This window comes from Mesorhizobium sp. M0106 (assembly GCF_040322715.1).
Classification (GTDB): domain Bacteria; phylum Pseudomonadota; class Alphaproteobacteria; order Rhizobiales; family Rhizobiaceae; genus Mesorhizobium.
In genome coordinates this window covers 25,023-42,336 of sequence record NZ_JAMYUA010000048.1, presented here as the reverse complement: position 1 = coordinate 42,336, position 17,314 = coordinate 25,023, and the positions used below count along the sequence as shown (strand labels likewise).

Sequence of the window (17,314 nt, the reverse complement as noted above, 5' to 3'; positions counted from 1 at the left end):
CAAACCCTTCCGCTGGAAAGCCGACCCCGACAAAATCATCGCAGCCGCAAGCCGAGGGCACCAGACGTTGGATTCAATCCACTAGGATAGCTCAGTCGCCTGGCGGCACCGGCTCTCACCAGTCGGCGCAGGCGCGCATGGCTGTTTCCCGATTGATCCGTGGCACAACAACCGCACGAAAATCCGCGGGTCGCGAAACTCGGCTTTCCCCATGAAAAACTACTTAGAGCTGTCGCGCCGGACAAAGCCCGGTGGAGTCGCGCGGCTTGAGCGATCAAATATTCGGTGGCTGGACAACCACGGCCGACCTTATCTTACCTGATTGATCGTGGCTAAAGCGCCAAGCCACCGAGCTTGCGCATTTGTTCGATCCACTTCGCCCGTGTCGAATCCCTGGCACCCGCGACCATGCCGAACAACGTCTCGCGTACCGGACTGATGCCGACAAAATGAAGGATGCTGCGCCGCATGCCGGCAATGCCGTGGCCGAGGAACCAGAGCCGGTAAAGAACGGAAGGCATGCCCATGGTCACCACGACGCGAGAGGAGCGGCCGCGAAGCAGCGTCTTGGTGAAGCCTCCGCCTTTGTCCGGATAGGCAAACGCCGTTCCCGGCCGAATAACCTGTTCCAGAAACGCCTTAAGCATGGCCGGCATGGTTCCGAGCCACAGCGGAAACACAAACACCATGTGCTCCGCCCAGACGATCGCTTCGGCGGCGTCCTTCAGGCTGTCGGGGATCGCGCCGTGCTCGAACTCCTGCATCGTCCGAAGCATGGGAAAATCGAGCGCCGCGAGATCGATCCGGCGGACGACATGCCCCGCCTGTTCCGCGCCTTCGGCATAGGCCTTGGCGAGACCACGGCAGAGCCGGTCCGGGGACGGGTCAGGATGGCCGACAACAATCAAGATGCGTCGTCGCGGCATGAGTTACCTCTGAGGCGTCTTGGCAGCAACCGGACGTGTCGGAATTTCGGGGTAAGATCCTTCAAGCTGATCATGGCGCACTCCTTCGCGGAGTTCATAGAGCGGCTGTACGGCTTGGCCCTTGATCGGCATCAAAAGAGGCCGGTTCTCGGCGCTATCGGAAGGTCAGTGGCAGCAACACCGCACCGTAACCGGCTATTGCGGCGATCAGGGTTGCACCTGCCAGCGGCAACCAGAAACCTCATCGGACCGGCAAATACTGCCAGCGACAGGCGGCCGATCGCGTTTGCTGCCAGTGCCGCGAGCACCGCCTGCCCACCGGTCTCGACAGGGACCGAATGCTTGACCAGGCGCAAAGCATTGAGCACCGAGACATCGACATCGAATGTGCCCGCAAGCGCCGAACTCGCCAGCAAGCCGCGTCCGCCGAATTGAGCAGCCAATGCAGCGCTCGCGGTCGCGACAATCGCAAAGAGCAGGGCGAAGAGCAGCAACGGCCCTAGTTCCAACGGATTGCGCGCGATCGCGCCGCCTTCGTGATCCCCGCTGTCTCGAGTCAGCAGCAATGCTCCGAGAGCCGCGAAGGAGAGCGCCGCGGCAATCGCCGGAATGCCCATCACGACCAAAACGCTTGGCTCGACGATCAGCACCACGGCGCAAACGCGCAGCACCGAAACCATTGCCGCCAGCGAGTGCCATGGTCACGGCGGTGGAAGAGACGATGGCGCCGGCGAGCGAGCTGACGAGCAGCCCGCGCGTGGTTCCCAGAACGCGAACGGCGACATAGCCAGCGAACGATATCGACGCCATCAGCACCGTGAGGAACCAGACTTCCCACGGGTTGAAGCCAACCCACGGGTCCATCGTCCGGTTTGGCAGCAATGGCAAAACGATCGCGGTCATCACGGCCAGGATCAGCGCAGAACGAAGCTCGACCCAGGTCAGCCGATCAAGAGGCCGTGCAGGATCTCGCGACTGGCAAGGACCGCCGCCAATGCCGCCCCCCGGCTGCGGCGACGCGGTAGTCAACGGCGACCGAAAGCGCACCGAGCGCGAACACGATCACCGCAGTAACGCTGAAGTCCTCGTCATGGGCGGCCTCACGCGCCTTGTACCAGGCGAAGATTGCCGCAAAGGCGACGAAGCCGCCGACTAGCACGGAAACTGCGTCGAGCGCATCGGCCAGAGCTGCGAGAATACCGCCGAGCAGACCGGATATGCCGAAAGTTCGAATTCCGGCCGTCCGGCTGCGATCAGGCGCGTCCCGTTCCCGCCAGCCGCGCTGCTTTCAGGCCGTGGCCATCGGCAGGTGGTCGCGAACCCACCTGACGATCTGCCCGGCCGTCATTGCGCCGGATGTGCGCGCGACCTCCCGCCCGCCATGGAACAGGATCATGGTCGGGATGCTGCGAATGCCGAGCCTGGCTGAAACGGCCTGCTCATTGTCGGAATTTAGCTTGATCAGGCAAACATCCGGCTCCAATTCGTTCGCTGCCGTCTCATATGCCGGCGCCATCATCTTGCACGGGCCACACCATGGGGCCCAGATATCGACGACAGCGGGGATACTGCTGCGCGTGATGTGGTCATCGAAAATCCGACCGTTGACGTCTTCAGGGTGACCTGAGAACAGCCTGTTCCCGCACTTTCCGCATTTCGCATTCTTGGCACTGCGGGCCGGCGGCAGGCGGTTGACCCCACCGCATTTGCTGCAAACCACCAGATTCTGCTGAGCCATAACCATTCACCATTGGTATCCTCTTTATGTGCGTGGGAGATCGCCGTCGCCAAGTGCCTCGCATGTCCAATGCTTTTGGCCACGACGGGGACCTTAAGGTGAAAACGGCTGGGACAGCTCAGTCTGCTGGCGGCCCCTGCTTTGCAAAACCCAAGCGGGCGGAACGGTTCACTCGCTTGCTTCCCGGCCCGACACCTGCTCGATGAGGATCCTGAAAAAGACGTGCGGAGTGCTGTCCGAAACGGCAGGCCTCACTGGCTTGAGGGCACCTGGCTCCCACCAGTTGGCGTGCCTGCTCAACACTGACCATGCATAGTCGCGCTGAACCTTGCAGCCGATATGGTCAGGCAGTTCTTCATAGCGGCCGTCGACAACCACGCTTCTCCATCCCCGCCCTTGGCCGCGTTCGTCGACCTGGACGGACACCAGCGGGTTGGCCCGCATCCAGTCGATCTTCTTGCCCAACATGGAAAATGCATAAAGGTGATTGTCCGGGTGGGCATAGTGCAGCGGGACGACATAAGGCTGCCCGTCCTTCGCGCATGCCAAGCGGCCGACTCGATTGGCCGTTAGCAATTTCGTACATTCCAAGGCGGAAAGCGTACGGATCAACATCAACGCGATCTCCTGTGTTTCGTGACTGCAAGGGTGTCGCCGTGCTTCATCGACTCTGCTATCCGGCATCACGGATCTCGTTTGAATCTCGATCATAGCGCCTGCTGCCAGGGAGGTGATTGATCACGATCAAGGAGTCGGTCATCCCACGGCGACCCAACGACCATGTCTGGCCGGTCTCGTCATTCGCATGGCGGCCACGCCACGCTGTCAGTGTCGATGCGGGAGTGGGCGATTTCTGAAAAATGATCCAGATCAAGGCGGGGCCCTGCCGCTTCCACGCATCATAGGGGATGATGTGGAAGCCAATCTCAAGCGCTCCGTTCGGTCGTGAGCTCGAACTGGCCGTCCTCGACGAGGACGGCGAACATACCCTTGTTTTCCCTTGCATAAAGGAGCGGGAAGGCTGGAAGAACGCCGCCACCCGCTCACGCGTTGACATCCACCCGACCCACTGGCGCGACTGGATGCCGGATAGGATCCCGGCAAACAACCACAAGTCTCATGGTGACTCGCCTTAACGTTTGGATTCCACGACCAATGCCATGCGCACGAGATGCGACAGGCTGCTCGCGGCCATTTTGCTCATGACATTGGCGCGATGGATCTCGACCGTGCGCGGGCTGATGCCAAGATCGTAAGCAATCGTCTTGTTTGGCAGGCCGGACACAAGACCGTCCAGCACCTGTCGTTCTCGCTCGGACAGGGCCGCCAGACGACCGCGGATTTCCACGCTTTGTGGGTGTGTAGCATCCGCCTGGTTGCGATTGTCCAAAGCGGAGCGGATCGCCTCGATCAGCACCTCGTCGTCAAACGGCTTTTCGATGAAATCGGCGGCACCTTCCTTCATCGCCTGAACAGCGAGCGCCACGTCGGCATGGCCTGTCATGACAATGACCGGAATAGTATGCCCGCGGGTCCGGAGCTGCCGCAGGAACTCGATGCCGTCAATGCCGGGCATGCGCACATCGGTCACGATGCAGCCGTCAAGACTGCTCGTGGCCGTAGCCAGAAAAGCTGTCGCCGATTCGTACAGGCGCACAGCGAAGTCAGCCGTCGCCAACAGAAAACCAAGCGATTTGCGAACGTCGACGTCGTCATCGACCACATGCACAAGATGGCTATCGGCCACTGGCGACCTCTTCCTTTTCCACGATGCGCAAGGTGAACCGGAAGGCGGTTCCTCCGGACGGCATTGCCTCGGCCCAGATGTGACCGCCGTGCGACTCAACGATCGTACGGCAAATAGAGAGGCCGACGCCCATGCCCTGCTTTTTAGTGGTGACAAATGGCTGGAAAAGCTGGGCGGAGACTTCCGGCGCGAGACCAGTGCCTGTGTCGATCACGCTTACCTCAGCCATGCCGTCATCACGGGCCACGGTTATGATTTGCAACTCACGGCGTGGTACGCCTTGCATGGCTTCTATCGCATTGCGCATCAGGTTCAGCAGGACCTGCTGAATCTGGATGCGGTCCGTCAAGACCAGTTCGGCGGCCGGATCGAGCTTATAGCTGACACGCACGTCTATTTCTCTTGAGCCGACCAGTGCCAGTGACGAGGCTTCCTCGATAATCGCCGGCAGGCGTTCGACTTGACGCTCACTCTCGCCTCTTGCGACGAAATCCCGCAGGTGGCGAATGACGTCTCCGGCCCTCAATGCCTGTTCCGCTGCCTTTTCGACGGCTTCCCTCAGCATCGGCGCATTCTCTTCCGTGCTTCTTTCGAGAAGTCGGCGACTGCCTTTCAGGTAGTTCGTGATTGCCGTGAGGGGCTGGTTGATTTCGTGGGCAAGTGTCGAAGCCATTTCGCCTAGCGCGGTAAACCGCGCCATATGGAGAAGCTCCTGCTGCTGCTCCTGTATCCTTGCCTCTGCTCTGTGGCGCTCCGTCAAGTCGCGGCAGAAGCCGGTAAAGAAGCGGCCGGTTCCAGGATGCATTTCACCGACAGAAAGTTCCATCGGAAAAGTTGAGCCATCCTTGCGCATTCCAGTGACGGTGCGGCCGAGCCCGATGATCCGGCGCTCACCGGTTGATAGATACCGGTGCAGATAAGCATCATGCTCTTCGCGGTAGGGTGACGGCATCAGCAGATTGACGTTCTGACCGATGACTTCGCTCGACTGGTAACCGAACAGCGTTTCGGCAGCCGTGCTGAAGGATTGAATACTGCCCTGTTCGTCGATGACGACCATTGCGTCGGGCACCGTCGCCAGGATCGAGCGCAAATGATCTTCACGCAAACGAAGTGCCGCGTTCGCAAAGGAGAGCTCGCTGACGTCGGTGCCTTGGACAAAAATGGCCGTGATGCGACCATCGTCGGCTTTGATGGGCTGATAGACGAAATCGAGGATGCGCTCTTCGACCGGCTCGTCATCCTTGTTGCGAAGAGCGACCTTTACGCCCTGACCTCTGTAGGGCTCGCCCGTTTCGTACACCTGGTCCAGCAGTTCGTAGAAACCCTGGCCTGGGAGCTCGGGAAGGGCTTCGCGTACCGACTTTCCTATCACTTGCCTCTGGCCAATCAGGCGTTGATAGGCGGCGTTGGTCAGCTCGAAGACGTGGCCCGGCTCACGCATCAACGTGATGAAACCAGGGGCCTGCTCAAACATCTGGGAGAGCCGGTCGTGTTCGGCCGTGCCCCGCCCTTCGGCGCGAACACCAGTCGACAAGTTACGTGGTTGTTTGTCGTCCAAATCAAGTCCTATGATCGGGGAACCCGCAACGCAGTCTTGTTACCATCCATTGCTCGTTCTGCACACGGAAAACCCATGAAGCCAAATAGTCGCGGTCGAGCCTGCTGGACCTTTCGGAGCTCACCCCATCGGCCTGCCGGCTGCACCCTTATGTCGTATAACCGCCGGTCACATAGGAACTTCAAAGTTGTCACCTTGCGGCATTCACGCCAGCCCCAGTCGCCACGAGAGGGAGTGGCCTGTTGACCGAGATCAATGCAGCTGTCGCCGACATGGCGATGATCTGCCGGGAAACGGGAGTAAAACGACATGAGTTTTCTCGAGTACCTGATTTCAGTTGACGCCAGGACCGCCTTGATGGGCCGCATGATGCAGAAGCTCGGCGTCGACAAACAATTGAAGGTCGTTCCGGACCATGTTGGCGTAACCAATCGGGCGGTGGACCGGTGTCGCTCCTGCGGGCACCAGGATGAATGCTCGACTTGGCTTGATGAACACCAGCAAGCTGATGATCCGCCAGACTATTGCCGCAACCGCGACCTGATCGCACGGCTGCAGCACGCAGCCGGCCACCGATAGAGCGTTACGCAGGCAGACCGCAGTTCGCGTCACCAAGGCCGCCGCGAATGCCTGCAACTCCACTTTCATGTAAACAGCCGACTGGCCCCACGGGCTGCCCGCTTGTTATCAAGGCTGCCATGACAGGGACCTGCAGCGATGCCCCGCAGAGGCGCGCCGCTAATGACACTGCGAGGCGCCGGCTTTCAGATGCGATCCGATCTATGCCGACAAAGGCCTCCTTTGAAAGCAAATGCATCGATCCCATCGTAGACGCGACTTCACTCGGCGCGTCGCGGGCCTGTTTGAGGGCGGGTATCACCTTGAGGTCTTTGGGCCCTCGAAAAGCAAGGACGTGCACATGACTGCGAAGGCTCGGAGCAAGAGAACGATCGTTGGTACTCCGTTGCCATACGTGCTTGACGAGGCCATGATCCGTCTTGTGGTTCACGGCTTCTATGACAAGATTCGCCGCGACGACCTTCTCGGCCCCATCTTTCATGACGCTATCCAGCCTGAGGTGTGGCCGCGTCATCTGGCTAAGATGTGCGACTTCTGGTCCGCTACGCTGCTCCGGTCGTCCCGTTATGAAGGCCGTCCATTACCGCCACACCTGGCGATCTCCGGCCTTGGAGTGGCGCATTTCCGGCGTTGGCTAAAGCTGTTTCGCGCAACCGTGCACGGCATTTGGCCACCCGAGGTTGCGGCGCTGTTCATGGATCGCGCGCTGCGCATCCCAATTAGCGTGGGTAAACCCACAATCAGCCGCAACGCCGCGCGATGCGCGTCTGCCTGTCCGTGGAGACAAGCATGACTGACTCAAACAAAAACGACACACCGATGGCCAAGCAATTCGTCCGGCGTCGACCTGAACAACACACTGCTCCCTATGCTGATCGGCGGGCTTGTTCTGATCGTCGTCGGTGCAATCGTGGTCATGACGTTCGTCTAGTTTTCCTGGCAGACGCTCATCAAAGTTGCGAAAGCGCAACGAAGGCAGCCCGCGCGCGATTTATGACGAGACCTCGCATATCGCGGAGACTTCATCGTGAAGCAGCGCAGTTCGATCAACTCTGATATGGTCGTTGACGAGATCATGAGAAAATGGCCGGCAACGGTGGCCGTGGTGGTGAACTACAGGATGCTTTGCGTGGGCTGCCCGATCGGCAGTTTCCATACCGTGGCCGAAGCATGCCGCGAGCATCGGATCAACCAGACCTGCTTCATTTTGGACCTGGAATCGGCTGTTCGGCGCGAAAGCTGAAGGTCAGCCCTTGTCCCGGTTCTCGGCGAGAACCACAAGGCGATGAGCATCCTTCACGGTGACTTTCTGGCGCCCGCTGACAATTATTCCGTGGTCTTCCCACTTGCTGAGCAGACGGCTTACGGTGTGCAGCGTCGTTCCTGTCATTTCGGCAATGTCCTGCCTCGAAATCGGGAAGTCGATTTCGATACCGCTGTCGGTCTTTCGGCCGGTCTGGTTCGCCAGTCGCAGCAGCGCATGGGCAACCCGCTGCTCCACCTGTGCCGTGGACATCTCCACCACCCGCGTCTGGGTCTCCTGCAGCCTGGTTCCAACCGTCCTGTAGGTGGTTGCCCCAAACACGGGGAACCGTCGCGCCAGGTCCGGCCAGAGAGCGTTGGGCCAGGCCAGCACCACGCAGTCCACCGCGGCGACCGCACTGGCGGGGTAGGTCGTTCGCCCTAGTGCTGCGGCGACGCCAAAAATTTCGCCTTCACTGATGTATCTGGCGATGACCTGCTGCCCGTCAGGCGTGGTGCGGACAACGCGTATGTGCCCGGCGATCAGCACGAAAAACGAATGGGCCTCGGCTTCCTGCTCGAAGATCGCCGTGTCCTTGGCATAACGAGACGACCGCGCATTTTGTACGATCTCGCTCTGCTCGTCGGGCGTAAGCCCCTGGAAGAGGGGCAGTCCAGAAATCACCGATCGATCCAACGCAGCCAAGCGGATCCCTCACAGCCCTACGGTTCCGCATCAGTCGTGCGGGAGACCTTTCTTATCCCGAGTTTGCGCCAGCGCAAATTGTCCCCGGCCGCATCAAGCTAAATGGCATGGAACGGCGCAATGCCGCGAAGACGAAACAAAGGACAAATCGATGAAACTCTCCATCCTCGCTGCCGCAATCTCCCTCCTCGCGCTCGCCGGCGGCGCAAGCGCGGAAGAGCATGTGGTGCAAATGCTCAACAAGGGCGAAAAAGGCGCCATGGTTTTCCAGCCGGCCTTCGTCAAGGCGGCACCCGGCGACACCGTCAAGTTCGTGCCGATCGACAAGGGCCACGATGCGGAGTCGATCAAGGGTATGATCCCGGATGGCGCCGAACCTTTCAAGGGGAAGCCCAACGAGGAGATCACCGTCACACTGACCCAGGAAGGTGTGTACGGCGTCAAATGCGCGCCTCACTACGGCATGGGCATGGTCGCGCTGATCGTTGTCGGCAAGCCGGTCAACCTCGACACAGCCAAGACGGTCAAACATGCGGGGAAGGCAAAGACGGTGTTTGCCGACCTGTTTACCCAGGTCCCGGCCAACTGACCAGCATGCCTGCCTGCCACAAAGGGGGCGGGCGCGGGCCGGACGAACCGAGGGCGGCGGTCATCCGGCCCTTTTCATTTGAGGATATAGTCATGGGGATTCCACGCCTTCGGGCATACGCCGGGCCCGCGTTTCTTTCCTACGGGTTCAGGCCCTTCTTCTTCCTCGGATCGCTTTATGCCGGACTCTCGATTCTGCTTTGGCTGCCGATTTATGCGGGCGAATTCAATGCCCACAGTGCATTCGTTCCCGTCGACTGGCATGTCCACGAGATGCTGTTTGGTTATCTGCCTGCGATCGTTACCGGGTTCCTGTTGACCGCGATCCCGAATTGGACCGGCCGGCTGCCTGTGCAAGGCCTGCCGCTGCTGGCGCTGGTTGTCTTGTGGCTAGCGGGCCGTATCGCTGTCTTCTTCTCGGCGGATATCGGTTGGGAAGCAGCCGCTGTGATCGACGGTTCTTTTCTGCTTGCGGTCGCCACGGCGGCGGCACGCGAAATCGTCTCGGGACGGAACTGGCGCAATCTGAAAGTACTGCTGCCGCTTGCCGTCCTGGCTTGCGCCAACAGCGCGTTCCACATCGAGGCGCACCTTCAAGGCACATCCGACGTCAGCCGCAGGCTCGGGATGGCCGCGGCGATCATGCTCATCTCGCTGATCGGCGGGCGCATCATTCCGAGCTTCACGCGCAACTGGCTCGTACGCAAAAATCCTGGCAGGCTGCCTGTGCCGTTCGATCGTTTCGACATCGCATCGCTAGCCATCTCAGCCATCGCGCTGGGAGCGTGGACGTTCGCCCCCGGCAACAGTGTCTCAGGAATGCTCATGGCCGTCGCCGCAATCTGTCAGGCGTGGCGTCTGTCGCGCTGGGCTGGTGAACGCACGTTGCGGGATCCGCTCGTGCTCATCCTCCATCTTGCCTATGCTTTCGTGCCCATCGGTCTCGCCCTAGTCTCGGCGTCGATCTTCTTCCCGGATGCCGTCCCGGCGGCGGCAGGACTTCACGCGCTCGGCACTGGTGCGGTCGGCTCAATGACGCTTGCCGTGATGACCCGCGCAACGCTCGGGCACACAGGGCGGGAGCTCAAGGCCGGGAAAAGCACCTCGTTCATCTTCGTAGTCCTCCTTCTCGCGGGATCATTGAGAATCCTGGCCGCCTTCGTCCCCTCAGACGCGGTGATCGATATGGCCGGCGCCGCATGGATGGCGGCATTCGCCGGCTTCCTCCTGATCCACGGAACCGCGTTGACGACACCCAAGGCACGGTGAGGCGAGGGAAGGGCGACGGGCGGGCTCGCGACGGTCGAGAAGACGTGGCCCGCTATTCCTGTTTTTCAGACGATGCCAAGCCAGCCAAGGATCCGGCTTGCCCATCCCGAATGGTCCCGGACCAATCTGAATCCCAGATTGTCGGGAGGCGTGCCAACGGCACAGCCTCCGCTTTTCCCGTCACTGACGAAGTTCGACATGTAGGCTCTGTGAAGCCCTTCAAGGACGTGGACGCCGCAATTGTCGACCGAACTCGCAACACCGCTTCCATCCGCAGCCAACGTGGTGCGGACATAGCAGGTCGAAGTCCACTCCCAGACATTGCCGGAAAAGTCGGCGAGGCCCAGGGAATTGAACCCAAAAGAGCCACGGCTCTTGGGCAACGGGTCCGGTTTGCGATTAAGGTCCACCTCGGCCTTGTAGCTGGTGAGCCAACGTCTGGCGGGGTTGCTGGCGTCGTTTTCGACCCCCTCAAATTCGCCGGCGAACCGCTCCGCGGCGGCAAAGGCCCATTCTTCATCGGATGGCAGCCGCCATTGGCCGCCGGTCACTTCCGAATACCACCGGGCGTAGGCATTGGCATCGAGATAACTCACCCCTGTCACCGGAGCATTGCTCGGGATCGCGTGCGTCTCCTGTGCCGGCTGACAGCTTCCAGCCGACACACAGTTCGCGTAGTCGGCCGCGCTGACCTGATAGGCCATCATCTCGAGAGGTCTGTTGAGTTGCCGCTCGAGGCGGGGATTGCCTTGCGGGCGTCCCTCTTTCAGGAACTCGCCCGGAGTCGGATAGGTGATCGAACCAGGGGGCAAGGTGACCGTCATGGCGATGGGATGGTGTTGTCTATCCCCGAAGACCGCCCGTATCGAGAGCCCCACCGGAACAGCAGCGGCGGCCAGGGCGACCGGGAGAACCTTCAAGATGAAAGGAGGCATGGCTTTCGTCCATGCCCGGACAGCGTCGCTGCCCGGGCAAATTGGAGTGCCGTCAGTTGGTGACGATGGGTTTAGGCGCCTCTACCTGCGTCATCAGGTCGTCATCCCACTCGCCCTCGACCATGAAGTGAGCGGTCGCTCCGAGTTCCACAGCCTCAATCAGATTGTGATTGACGTAGGCGTAGATGCCCGGTTGCAGGAACGTGTAGAGCGCCGAGCCCGCCGAACCGCCGCGGATGAACCAGGTTTCCAGGTCCTTGGCCGGCGGGTTGGCGAACTTGCCCTGTTCCCAGACATAGTCTCCGTGCCCGCCGATCAGATGCGGCCTCGTATCGCGGTTGGCCTGCGAATGGACGATCAACACGGTCTCGCCGACTTTCGCCTTCATGGCGTTGTCGCCCGTCAGGGATCCGACCTTGCCGTTGAACACGACATGCGTCGGGATCAGCCCGCGCATGACCTTGACGATGTCGTCGTAACCGTCACCGGCCGATTCGTAGCTCTTGAAATTGCCCTTCTCGTCGCGCGGAATATAGAAGTCGTTCTCGCCGATGTAGAAGATTTTGTCGTATTTGACCGGCTCGCCCTTGTCGTTCCTGAGCCCATCGCGCGGCAGGACCATGATTGCGCCGCTCATGCCGGAGACGACATGCCAAGGGATCATCGCGCCCCCAGGCGCGCAGTGATAGACGAACGTTCCCGTTCGCGTCACCTTGAAGCGCAAGGTCACCTGTTCGCCGGGATTGATCAGCGTGAGACCGCCGCCGCCCAGAGCGCCGGTCGCAGCGTGGAAGTCGATGTTGTGGGCGAGTGAGTTGGTGTCGGGGTTGATGAGCGTCAGCTCGAGATAGTCGTCCTGATGTACGACCATCAGCGGGCCAGGGATCGAACCATTGTAGGTCATCGCGTTGAGCGTCGTGCCGTCGGCATCGATTACGACAGGCTTTTCCTCGATCGTCATGGTGAACTCGACGATTTTTGGTCCGCCCTTGGCGACCTGATCGTGCGGATGCACGAACGGCGGTGCGACGAGCTTGATCTTTTCGCGAGGGAGCCCGCGAAGGTCTGCCTTTGTCACCGTTGCCGAAAATGCGGGCAGCGCCGCCGCGGCGGCAGCGCCAATCGCTGCTCCGAAGAGGGCTTCGCGTCGCGTGATCATGTCAGTCTCCTATCTCTCAACCATTGCAGATGAGTAGAAGCTATCTGACGTGACGCGGCGTTTCTTTGCGCTGGCGCAAATTGCTGGAGTTCAGTCTTGGCAGGCAAGAACCTCGGACACAGCGATCTTGCGCGGCATGATCGAGGTGGAGAAGGTCGTGGCTCGGTTATTGCATCAGCATTTGGCTAGCGGCCGGGCTTGTCTTCCCGCTCGATAAGGATCCGCTCGGCGGCGCCGTCGAGATCTTCGTACTGGCCACTCCTCAAAGCCCACAGGAAGCTCCCCAGTCCAAGCGCACCAAGGAAGAGGGCCACAGGTATGAGGTAGGCAAGGGTTGTCATGAGGATCGGGCCAATGTGTTGATGTCGAAACGTCTGTCGCGCCGAACATTTTTCGCCGGCGAATTTGGCGTGGAACTTTGCAGGCGCAGCGCATTTCCTATCACAAGCAGCGACGAAGCGGACATGGCGATCGCTGCGATAAGAGGCGTGACATGTCCCAGTATGGCGATCGGCACGGCAACAGCATTGTAGACGATTGCGATCGCGATGTTCTGGCGGATCAGGCTTCCCGCCTTGCGCGAGACGTCCAGTGCGAGAGGCACTGCCAGAAGGCTTTCGCGCAGGAATACGAAATCCGCCGCATTGCGGCCAATGTCGGCGGCCGTGGCCGGCGCGAACGAAACATGCGCCGCGCTCAGCGCAGGCGTGTCGTTCAAGCCGTCGCCAACCATCAGAACCCGGTGTCCCTCTTTCGCCAGGGTTTCGATGCATTCGACCTTGCCGGACGGCAGCAGGCACGGAACGAAATCGCCGATACCCAGCATTTTCGAGATTTCGCCGCAGGCGCTCGCGCTATCGCCCGACAGCATCTGAACCGACATCCCGGCATCGTTCAATCGCTCGATCGCCGCCATGGCGTCGGCACGCAACGCATCCTCGAAATTGAAGGTCGCGACAACGATCCCGTCTTTCGTCAGGACCGTCCCGCCATAGCCATGTTTGCCTTCGCCGCCGGTGCGGGCCTTCCATCCAGCCCATCCGCGTCTGCCCAGCCGCCAGATACTTCCGACGTCAGTTGCCTCGATCCCGAACCCCGGATGCTCGGTGACGGCATCGAATTTGTGCTGCCCGCCGGCAGCGGCAAGACCGGCTATGGCCTTTGAAAAGGGATGACGCGAATGCGCGGCCATGTCGGCCGCGATGGCCAGCATGCCCGGATCGATCGAGGCCGCATTGACGAGACGGGGCTGGCCGAGCGTGAGCGTGCCGGTCTTGTCGAACACCGCTGCATCAATCGTTGCCAGGCGCTCCATGGCCGAACCATCCTTGACCATGATGCCGTTCTCGAACAGCCGCCGCGCGGCGACCACCTGGACGATCGGCACGGCGAGCCCGAGCGCGCACGGGCATGTGATGATCAAAACGGCAATGGCGATGGTTATCGCCCGATGCCAGTCGCCGGTTGCCGCCATCCAGCCAAGGAATGTCACGAAGGCGGTGAGATGAACAACTGGAGCATAGAGTGCTGAAACGCGATCGGCCATGCGGCGGTAATGTGCGCGACCGCCCTCGGCGGCTTCCATCAGCCGAACCATTTCCGCCAGGAACGAATCCTTCGCGGCAGCTGTCGCCTCGATGGTCAGCGGGCCGGTAAGGTTGAGCACGCCGGCCTGGATGGCGTCATTTGGCGCCACGCTTCTGGGCGTGCTCTCGCCCGAAACCAGCGAGCAGTCGACGTCCGATGTCCCACGCGTGATCTTGCCGTCGACGGGGATCCTTTCGCCGGCCGCGATCAGCAACAGCATGCCCGGTTCGATCTCGCCAACCGGCAGATAGTCGCGTGCGCCATCGTCGCGCAGCACCATGGCGCCACGCGCGGCCAGTTGTGACAGGCCTTTCACCGCGGTGCGGGCGCGTTCGCGCATCATGTGATCCAGCGTGCGGCCGATCAACAGGAAGAACAGCAGAGACACCGACGCGTCGAAATAGGCGTGGTCGCCATGGGTGATCGTCTCATAAAGGCTCATCGCATAGGCCAGCGACACGCCGACCGCGATCGGCACGTCCATGTTCATGCGGCCGTGACGCAAGGCATTCCAGGCCGACTTGAAGAAGATGCCGCCGGCGAAGGCGAGTGCGGGGATGGCGATCAGTGCCGAGACCCAGTGGAACAGGTCGCGGGTCGCGCCCTCGGCACCGGACCAGACCGAAACCGACAGCAGCATGATGTTGCCCGCCGCAAATCCGGCAACAGCGACGGCGCGGATAAGCTCCGAGAGCGTTTTGTCCTTTTCACCAATCTCTGGTTCGAACAAATGCGCCTGGTAACCCAGCCGCCCCAGCATGGCGACGAATGGTGGGGCCTCGTCCCCGCGCCACCGGACCGAGACCCGCTTCGTTGACAGGTTGACGCGAGCGGCCTCGACGTGATCGAGTTTTGCCAACGCCGTCTCGATTGTCTGGATGCAGGCTGCGCAATGAACCGTCGGAACTGAAAGATCGGTCTGGCTAAGGCCATCGCCAAGCGACAGGCTCGCCAGCTTGATCTCTTCGCTGGAAGGCCGGACGGATGTAGCGTTGCCCAGATCCAGCGCCATTTCAGCGGCTGGTGCACAACAGCTCATTGCAGCGCTCCGTGGGAAATCATGATCCTGCGCACGTCGCGGAAAGGCCTTGCCAGGCCGGCATCGGCGTCGATTTCGACGATCCACACACCGTCCCTTGGCATGTGCTGCACGGCAAACTCCTGGCCCGAGGCGGCGGCGAGCGTGATGGACTCATCTTCTTTCTCGTAAGCGGGATGGCGAAACAGCACCTTCACGCCATGCAAGGGAACCGACTTGCCGGCGGCGTCGGTGAGGCCATAGCGGACTTCGCCCCATGAGATGGTCAGCTTGCCGGTCCAGCCGAGGGCTGCCTGCGCGCGCCCTTCCTCGGCCTTCCTGTTGAATTGCTGGCTCGCCACATAGGTGTTTTCGACGACAAGGCCGGTCCAACTCGTCTTGGCAAGCGTCGCCATGGTCAGATTGACCGCGATGACCACGCCGAAAAAAGCAAGGATGATGGCCAACATGTGCCTGCCGGTGAATTCGCGGGACTTTCGCGTGGTGGCGTTCATCTGGCGATCTCCGGCGCGTTGAATGTGGCGGTGTATTCGTTCGACTCGAAACTCGCTTTGTCCTCGACCCGGAATGTGAAGGTCTGCGCTTCGCCATGGACCTGATCAGCAGGCAGGCGCACGAAAACCTTCAACATCTTCAGCCGGTCGGGTTCGACCTGGATCGCAAAAGAGCGATCGGCGGGGAGGTCGACACCAACGATGCTCATCTCTGCGCCTGGCAAACCCGCAATGCTGACGACGATCGTTCTTGGTTCGGGGATCATGTTCAGCAGCTTGACGGCATAGCCGTTGCGGATCGAGCCGTCGGACAGCGTTACGAATTGTGGATTGCGGTCGTGCAAAACATTGATTTCGAGCCGGTCACGCGTCAGCAGCGAAAAGAGCAGACCCAGGCCGATCAGCGACCACATGGCCATGTAGACATAGGTGCGTGGCCGAAAGATCTTGCGGACATGGAAATGCGCCACCCTGTCCGAAAACAGGCCGTCATCCGTCCTGACCAATGACGGATCGACCGAACAGGCGCCGCCCGCGGTCGCCAGCATCATGTTGGCATTGTAGTCGGAGAGTGTCGCGTAGGAGATCAAGCCGCGCTCCTTGCCGAGCTTGTCCATGACCCCGTCGCAGGCGTCGATGCAGAGCGCGCAGGTGATGCATTCGAGCTGCTGGCCATCGCGAATGTCGATCCCCATCGGGCAGACAGCCACGCAGGCGTTACAGTCGACGCAATCGCCGACTGACTGTCCAGCGGCCTGGACCTTCTTGGTGTGACGCGTGCGCAGTTCGCCGCGCCAGTCATTGTACGTGACGGTGAGCGAACTTTCGTCGAGCATGGCCGCCTGGATGCGCGGCCATGGGCACATATAGGTGCAGACCTGCTCGCGCATCAGCCCGCCGAACGTATAGGTCGTCGCTGTGAGCACAGCGACGGTGATGTAGGCGACAGGCGCTGCCGTGCCGGTGAAGAGTTCGACGAGCAAGGTCGGCGCATCGGCGAAATAGAAGATCCAGGCGCCGCCGGTCGCTGCACCTATGATCAGCCAGATGGCGTGTTTCGATATTCTCAGCGCGAGCTTGCGGGCGGTCCAAGGCCCGGCATCGAGCTTCATGCGTGCGTTGCGGTCGCCCTCGATAGCTCGCTCGACGACCAGGAACAGATCGACCCACACGGTCTGCGGACACGTATAGCCGCACCAGGCACGACCGACAGTCGACGTAACGAGGAAAAGACCGACGCCGGCCATGACCAGAAGGCCGGCCACATAGTAGAATTCCTGCGGCCAGATCTCGATGAAGAAGAAGTAGAAACGCCGGTTGGCGAGATCGAGCAGCACTGCCTGGTCAGGGGCAAACGGGCCACGATCCCACCGCAGCCACGGCGTCAGATAGTAGATGCCGAGCGTGATCGCCATCACCAGCCATTTGAACCGGCGAAAGCTGCCCGAGGCCCGCTTCGGGAAGATCTTCTTGCGCGCGGCATACATCGGCTGTCGCACTTTGGCGGAGTTGACCGCCTCGGCTTCGAGCCGTTCTACCTGCGTATTGTCCAGCACTGGTTTCTCCCGTCGCGCAGCTTTGATTTCGCCGGGCAAATGTCCTGACTGGATGCAGGCAGGTCAGCGAAATACAGCGTCGAGCGGATTTTGCTGCCGACTGGATTGCGCCGCGTTGATGCAGGTCAATCGCCTGGCCCATGGAAAACAAATCGAGGCCCGGCAGAGCCGGACCTCGTCGCTTCGGC

At 60.9% G+C, this 17,314-nt stretch carries 17 protein-coding genes and 1 pseudogene; 5 read left to right on the top strand and 13 right to left on the bottom strand.

The window, feature by feature from the left end:
• Nucleotides 1-332: 332 nt before the first annotated feature.
• The 6 genes and pseudogenes from NKJ55_RS30150 to NKJ55_RS30125 form a co-directional block, all read right to left on the bottom strand.
• Entirely contained in the window at nt 333-926 is a 594-nt protein-coding gene (locus tag NKJ55_RS30150; protein WP_352453053.1) for an NAD(P)H-dependent oxidoreductase, read from the bottom strand.
• A 154-nt stretch (nt 927-1,080) separates the two neighbouring features.
• Nucleotides 1,081-2,211 (bottom strand): annotated as a pseudogene (locus tag NKJ55_RS30145) (MgtC/SapB family protein); the annotation flags it as partial.
• Nucleotides 2,212-2,214: 3 nt separating this feature from the next.
• Nucleotides 2,215-2,664 (bottom strand): thioredoxin TrxC, encoded by a 450-nt coding sequence (trxC, locus tag NKJ55_RS30140; RefSeq protein WP_352453052.1) that lies wholly within the window; start codon nt 2,662-2,664, stop codon nt 2,215-2,217.
• A gap of 168 nt (nt 2,665-2,832) precedes the next feature.
• Nucleotides 2,833-3,279: a pyridoxamine 5'-phosphate oxidase family protein gene (locus tag NKJ55_RS30135; RefSeq protein ID WP_352453057.1), complete on the bottom strand. Its 447-nt coding sequence runs from the start codon at nt 3,277-3,279 to the stop codon at nt 2,833-2,835.
• Nucleotides 3,280-3,796: 517 nt separating this feature from the next.
• Nucleotides 3,797-4,411: a response regulator FixJ gene (gene fixJ, locus NKJ55_RS30130; RefSeq protein WP_352453051.1), complete on the bottom strand. Its 615-nt coding sequence runs from the start codon at nt 4,409-4,411 to the stop codon at nt 3,797-3,799.
• Nucleotides 4,401-5,888 carry a PAS domain S-box protein gene (locus tag NKJ55_RS30125; protein ID WP_352453056.1) on the bottom strand — a complete coding sequence of 496 codons (1,488 nt, stop codon included), beginning with the start codon at nt 5,886-5,888 and terminating at the stop codon, nt 4,401-4,403. The genes fixJ and NKJ55_RS30125 overlap by 11 nt, the downstream gene beginning before the upstream one ends.
• Nucleotides 5,889-6,281: 393 nt before the next feature.
• Between NKJ55_RS30125 and NKJ55_RS30120 the strand changes: the two genes are divergently transcribed.
• From NKJ55_RS30120 to NKJ55_RS30105, 3 genes are all read left to right on the top strand, one after another.
• Nucleotides 6,282-6,551 (top strand): DUF6455 family protein, encoded by a 270-nt coding sequence (locus NKJ55_RS30120; protein WP_352453050.1) that lies wholly within the window; start codon nt 6,282-6,284, stop codon nt 6,549-6,551.
• Nucleotides 6,552-6,891: 340 nt separating this feature from the next.
• Complete coding sequence (locus tag NKJ55_RS30110) at nt 6,892-7,344, top strand: group III truncated hemoglobin (protein WP_352453049.1); 453 nt, start codon at nt 6,892-6,894, stop codon at nt 7,342-7,344.
• A gap of 234 nt (nt 7,345-7,578) precedes the next feature.
• Nucleotides 7,579-7,794: a DUF1858 domain-containing protein gene (locus tag NKJ55_RS30105; protein ID WP_352453048.1), complete on the top strand. Its 216-nt coding sequence runs from the start codon at nt 7,579-7,581 to the stop codon at nt 7,792-7,794.
• A 3-nt stretch (nt 7,795-7,797) separates the two neighbouring features.
• On the opposite strand, the gene NKJ55_RS30100 is transcribed toward NKJ55_RS30105, so the two are convergent.
• Nucleotides 7,798-8,499, bottom strand: a complete 702-nt coding sequence (locus tag NKJ55_RS30100) for a Crp/Fnr family transcriptional regulator (RefSeq protein ID WP_352453047.1) — start codon at nt 8,497-8,499, stop codon at nt 7,798-7,800.
• 151 nt (nt 8,500-8,650) lie between these two features.
• On the opposite strand from NKJ55_RS30100, the gene NKJ55_RS30095 reads away from it, so the two are divergent.
• Both NKJ55_RS30095 and NKJ55_RS30090 read left to right on the top strand, forming a co-directional pair.
• Nucleotides 8,651-9,088 (top strand): pseudoazurin, encoded by a 438-nt coding sequence (locus tag NKJ55_RS30095; RefSeq protein ID WP_352453046.1) that lies wholly within the window; start codon nt 8,651-8,653, stop codon nt 9,086-9,088.
• Nucleotides 9,089-9,180: 92 nt separating this feature from the next.
• Complete coding sequence (locus NKJ55_RS30090) at nt 9,181-10,356, top strand: NnrS family protein (protein WP_352453045.1); 1,176 nt, start codon at nt 9,181-9,183, stop codon at nt 10,354-10,356.
• Between the two features lie 65 nt (nt 10,357-10,421).
• Here the strand turns inward: NKJ55_RS30090 and NKJ55_RS30085 are convergent, their stop codons facing one another.
• From NKJ55_RS30085 to ccoG, 6 genes are all read right to left on the bottom strand, one after another.
• Complete coding sequence (locus NKJ55_RS30085; RefSeq protein WP_352453044.1) at nt 10,422-11,291, bottom strand: SUMF1/EgtB/PvdO family nonheme iron enzyme; 870 nt, start codon at nt 11,289-11,291, stop codon at nt 10,422-10,424.
• Nucleotides 11,292-11,343: 52 nt separating this feature from the next.
• Nucleotides 11,344-12,450 (bottom strand): copper-containing nitrite reductase, encoded by a 1,107-nt coding sequence (nirK, locus tag NKJ55_RS30080; protein ID WP_352453043.1) that lies wholly within the window; start codon nt 12,448-12,450, stop codon nt 11,344-11,346.
• 185 nt (nt 12,451-12,635) lie between these two features.
• Nucleotides 12,636-12,791, bottom strand: coding sequence for a cbb3-type cytochrome oxidase assembly protein CcoS (gene ccoS, locus NKJ55_RS30075; protein WP_023720408.1), 156 nt, complete (start codon nt 12,789-12,791; stop codon nt 12,636-12,638).
• Nucleotides 12,788-15,076 (bottom strand): cation-translocating P-type ATPase, encoded by a 2,289-nt coding sequence (locus NKJ55_RS30070; protein WP_352453042.1) that lies wholly within the window; start codon nt 15,074-15,076, stop codon nt 12,788-12,790. The genes ccoS and NKJ55_RS30070 overlap by 4 nt, the downstream gene beginning before the upstream one ends.
• Entirely contained in the window at nt 15,073-15,570 is a 498-nt protein-coding gene (locus NKJ55_RS30065; protein ID WP_352453041.1) for a FixH family protein, read from the bottom strand. Before NKJ55_RS30065 ends, NKJ55_RS30070 begins: the two co-directional genes overlap by 4 nt.
• Complete coding sequence (gene ccoG / locus NKJ55_RS30060; protein ID WP_352453040.1) at nt 15,567-17,126, bottom strand: cytochrome c oxidase accessory protein CcoG; 1,560 nt, start codon at nt 17,124-17,126, stop codon at nt 15,567-15,569. The genes NKJ55_RS30065 and ccoG overlap by 4 nt, the downstream gene beginning before the upstream one ends.
• Between the last annotated feature and the right edge of the window lie 188 nt (nt 17,127-17,314).

Bases quoted from the DNA above. Each gene is read 5' to 3' on its own strand.
- NKJ55_RS30150 (WP_352453053.1), bottom strand. From the start codon at position 926: ATGCCGCGACGACGCATCTTGATTGTTGTCGGCCATCCTGACCCGTCC.
- trxC (WP_352453052.1), bottom strand. From the start codon at position 2,664: ATGGCTCAGCAGAATCTGGTGGTTTGCAGCAAATGCGGTGGGGTCAAC.
- NKJ55_RS30135 (WP_352453057.1), bottom strand. From the start codon at position 3,279: ATGTTGATCCGTACGCTTTCCGCCTTGGAATGTACGAAATTGCTAACG.
- NKJ55_RS30125 (WP_352453056.1), bottom strand. From the start codon at position 5,888: ATGTTTGAGCAGGCCCCTGGTTTCATCACGTTGATGCGTGAGCCGGGC.
- NKJ55_RS30120 (WP_352453050.1), top strand. From the start codon at position 6,282: ATGAGTTTTCTCGAGTACCTGATTTCAGTTGACGCCAGGACCGCCTTG.
- NKJ55_RS30110 (WP_352453049.1), top strand. From the start codon at position 6,892: ATGACTGCGAAGGCTCGGAGCAAGAGAACGATCGTTGGTACTCCGTTG.
- NKJ55_RS30095 (WP_352453046.1), top strand. From the start codon at position 8,651: ATGAAACTCTCCATCCTCGCTGCCGCAATCTCCCTCCTCGCGCTCGCC.
- NKJ55_RS30090 (WP_352453045.1), top strand. From the start codon at position 9,181: ATGGGGATTCCACGCCTTCGGGCATACGCCGGGCCCGCGTTTCTTTCC.
- NKJ55_RS30085 (WP_352453044.1), bottom strand. From the start codon at position 11,291: ATGCCTCCTTTCATCTTGAAGGTTCTCCCGGTCGCCCTGGCCGCCGCT.
- nirK (WP_352453043.1), bottom strand. From the start codon at position 12,450: ATGATCACGCGACGCGAAGCCCTCTTCGGAGCAGCGATTGGCGCTGCC.
- ccoS (WP_023720408.1), bottom strand. From the start codon at position 12,791: ATGACAACCCTTGCCTACCTCATACCTGTGGCCCTCTTCCTTGGTGCG.
- NKJ55_RS30070 (WP_352453042.1), bottom strand. From the start codon at position 15,076: ATGAGCTGTTGTGCACCAGCCGCTGAAATGGCGCTGGATCTGGGCAAC.
- NKJ55_RS30065 (WP_352453041.1), bottom strand. From the start codon at position 15,570: ATGAACGCCACCACGCGAAAGTCCCGCGAATTCACCGGCAGGCACATG.